Source organism: Corallococcus praedator (genome assembly GCF_003612125.1).
Classification (GTDB): Bacteria; Myxococcota; Myxococcia; order Myxococcales; family Myxococcaceae; genus Corallococcus; species Corallococcus praedator.
Genome location: NZ_RAWI01000642.1, coordinates 1 through 3172, shown reverse-complemented (window position 1 = coordinate 3172; position 3172 = coordinate 1). Strand labels below are relative to the sequence as shown.

3 protein-coding genes are annotated in these 3172 nt (G+C 72.8%); 1 reads left to right on the top strand and 2 read right to left on the bottom strand.

Annotation, left to right across the window (positions count from 1 at the left end; translation table 11 throughout):
• The coding region (locus D7Y13_RS40260) for a carboxypeptidase regulatory-like domain-containing protein (RefSeq protein WP_120631011.1) at window positions 1-712 on the top strand (712 nt) is incomplete at its 5' end.
• A 98-nt stretch (window positions 713-810) separates the two neighbouring features.
• Here D7Y13_RS40260 and D7Y13_RS40255 read toward each other — a convergent pair.
• Window positions 811-2205 carry a HAMP domain-containing sensor histidine kinase gene (locus tag D7Y13_RS40255; RefSeq protein ID WP_120531657.1) on the bottom strand — a complete coding sequence of 465 codons (1395 nt, stop codon included), beginning with the start codon at window positions 2203-2205 and terminating at the stop codon, window positions 811-813.
• On the bottom strand, window positions 2205-2885 hold the full coding sequence (locus D7Y13_RS40250; protein WP_120531656.1) for a response regulator transcription factor: 681 nt from the start codon (window positions 2883-2885) through the stop codon (window positions 2205-2207). Before D7Y13_RS40250 ends, D7Y13_RS40255 begins: the two co-directional genes overlap by 1 nt.
• Between the last annotated feature and the right edge of the window lie 287 nt (window positions 2886-3172).

Below are 3172 nucleotides of genomic sequence, written 5' to 3'. Positions count from 1 at the left end.
GCAGCAGCTGCCCCCCGCGGCGAACGCGGGTGCGGGCGAGGGCACGGCGGTGGCTCCGGCCCCCGCGGGCAACGGGGTGGTGAAGGGCACGGTGTCCTTCACCGGCACGGCGCCGGTGATGGCGGACCTGGCGCCCAGCGTGGACCCCGCGTGTGACGGACGGCCGGAGAAGGAGCAGTCCGTGCTGGTGAAGGACGGCAAGCTCAAGAACGTGCTGGTGCGCGTGCGCGGCACGGTGGCGGGAGCGCCCGCCGCGCCGTCGACGCCGGTGGTGGTGGACCAGTCCAAGTGCACGTACGTGCCGCGCGTGCAGGGCGCGATCGCGGGCCAGCAGGTGGTGTTCAAGAACAGCGACGGCACGCTGCACAACGTGCGCGGCGTGGTGGGCACGAAGCCGGTGTTCAACGTGGCGCAGCCGCCCTCGGGCGCGCCGGTGCAGAAGCCGCTGCCCGCGGACGCGGACGTGCTGCGCCTCAAGTGCGACGTGCACCCGTGGATGACGGCCTACGTGGTGAGCAACGCGAACCCGTACTTCGCCACCACCGGGGATGACGGCACGTTCACCCTGACGGGCCTGCCGGCGGGCACGTACACGGTGGAAGCGTGGCACGAGACGCTGGGCACGAAGACGGCGGAGGTCACCGTGAAGGACGGCGCCCCTGTGGACGCATCGTTCACATTCGCCGCGACGGACGCGCCCGCGAAGCCGTAGCGCGGATGGAAGCAGGGAAGGGGACTGCTCGCATGGCCCCTTCCTCGCCGCGACGGACGCGCCCGTGAAGCCGGAGGCGCGGACGTCCCAGGCCTTCGCTAGGCCTGTGCGCGCTCCGCCACCGGAGCAGGGGGCCCCGACTTGCGGATCGTGAAGCCCACGCGCGCGCCCCCACCGGGCCGGTTCTCCGCGAACGCCTCGCCCCCGTGGGCCCGGGCAATCCGCTGCACCAGCGCCAGCCCCAGTCCCAGGGAGCCGGCCTCGCGCGCCTCGCCGCCCCGGTCCTTGCGGTAGAACGGCTGGAAGATGCGGGTCTCCTCGCCGGGCAGGAGCCCCGGGCCCCGGTCCTCCACCCAGAAGCACAGGTGCTCGGTGCCGTGGTCCTGCAGCCGGAGCGCTTCCACCCCCGCCCCATGCCGGCGCGCGTTGTCGAGCAGGTTCACCAGCGCCCGTCCCAGCAGCGTCGCGTCCGCCAGCACCGTCACGTCGTCCGTCTCCGGCTGCAACAGCGTGGCGGACAGCCCCGCGCGCTCCAGCGCCTGGGCCGCCAGCACCCCGGCCTCCAGCGCCTTGGGCGTCAACTGGCCGAAGTCCAGGCGCGAGCTCGCGAGCAGCTCGCCCACCAGCGCGTCCAGCTCCACCACCTCGCGGTCCACCTGGTCCAACGTGCGCGGGTTGCCGCCCCCGTCGCGCAGCAGCTCCGTCAGCACCCGCAGGCGCGCCAGCGGCGTGCGCAGCTCGTGCGACACGGCGGCCAGCAGCTCGCGTTGATCCGCCATCTGCTTCTCGATGCGCGCCGCCATGTCGTTGAAGGACTCGGCCAACACCGCGAACTCGCCCGTGGCGTGGCGGTGGAGGCTGGCCCGCGTCCCCAGCCTTCCCGCACCCAGCTCCTGCGTGGCCTTCACCAGCGTGTCCACCGGCCGCGCCAGCCGGTAGGAGATGCCGCCCGCCGCCGTCCACAGCACCAGGACCGCGATGCCCAGGGGCAACATGCTCCGCAGCGGGTTGCGACCGCGCATGCGCAGGTAGCAGGCCTGGGCCGTCCCCAACTTCACCCCGTCGCGCATCACCGGGATGGACGCGTCCGGCTTCTCGCACGGAGCCCCTCCGCTCGCGACCACCGCGCCGGACAGGTCCGTCAGCTCCACGTCCACGCCCAGGTCGTCGGAGATGCCCTGCACCAGCGCCGCTCGCTCGGCGGGCGCGTCCCACGCATCCGCGAACCGGTGGCCCACGAACGAGCGCACGCGCTCCGTCTCCTGCTGCCAGGCGGAGCCGCCCACCAGGTTCATCACCCCGGACACCACCAGCACCGTCACCAGGATGGTGAGCCCGAACAGGACGAACAGCCGCCGGCGCAGCCGCGCCTGCACGAACGACCCCAGCCGTCCCAGGTGCCAGGGCGGACGGTGGTGCCGGTGCCTGCCGAAGCCGCGGACGTGGGGCGGGATGCAGGGGTCCTCGGGATGATGCCGGTGGCGCCAGCCCATCACGCGCCTTCCTTGGCGAACACATAGCCCACGCCGCGCACCGTCTTGATGAGGCGCGTGCCCACGTCCCCCAGCTTCTGGCGCAGGTGGGAGATGTGCACGTCCACCGTGCGCTCGCTCACCACCGTGTCACTGCGCCCCGCCTCGCCCAGGAGCGCGTCGCGGGGAATCACCCGGCCGGCCCGCCGCACCAGCGCGAGCAGCAGGTCGAACTCCAGGCCCGTCAGGTCCACCGCGCGCCCCTCCACCCGCACCTCCCGCCCGGACACGTCGATGGACACCCCACTCGACTCCAGCCTGTCCGCCACCGACGACGGCTGCGCCCTGCGCAACACCGCGCGCAGGCGGGCGAGCAGCTCCCGGGGCCCGAAGGGCTTGGGCAGGTAGTCGTCCGCGCCCAGCTCCAGCCCCACCACCCGGTCCGTCTCATCGCCCTTGGCGGTGAGCATCAACACGGGGATGCGGCTCTTCGCCCGGATGCGCTTGCACACCTCCAGCCCGTCCATGCCCGGCATCATCACGTCCAGGAGCACGGCGTCGAAGGTGTTCGCCTCCAGCGCCGCCAGCCCACGCCCTCCGTCGGGCGCGTGGCTGACGCTGATGCCGTTCTGCCCGAGGTACTCCGCGAGCAGCTCGAACATCCGGGTGTCGTCGTCGATGAGCAGGACGCGGGTGGGCATGGTTGGCGTGAATCCTAACGCGCTCCCGGTGCTTCAGAGGGGCCTGCCGAAGCTGCTGGAGCCTGCTGCGCGCGCCAGTCCCAATACGGCGGCGTCCCGTGGCGGTAGGCGGTGCCCCCCCAGCTGCCGGAATGGCAGGGCGCGCGGTGGTGACGGGAAAGGCTCGCGAAGCCGGAGGCATAGCCTCCGAGGGCACCCGCGGCGAGAAGGACGACGAGCAAGCGGTGTCTCATGGTGGATCTCCAGGAAGGGGAAGGGGAGGGAGGCGGGCTCAGACCATCGAAGGG

Coding starts and splice junctions, on each gene's coding strand:
- D7Y13_RS40255 (WP_120531657.1), bottom strand. CDS start 2,205: ATGGGCTGGCGCCACCGGCATCATCCCGAGGACCCCTGCATCCCGCCC.
- D7Y13_RS40250 (WP_120531656.1), bottom strand. CDS start 2,885: ATGCCCACCCGCGTCCTGCTCATCGACGACGACACCCGGATGTTCGAG.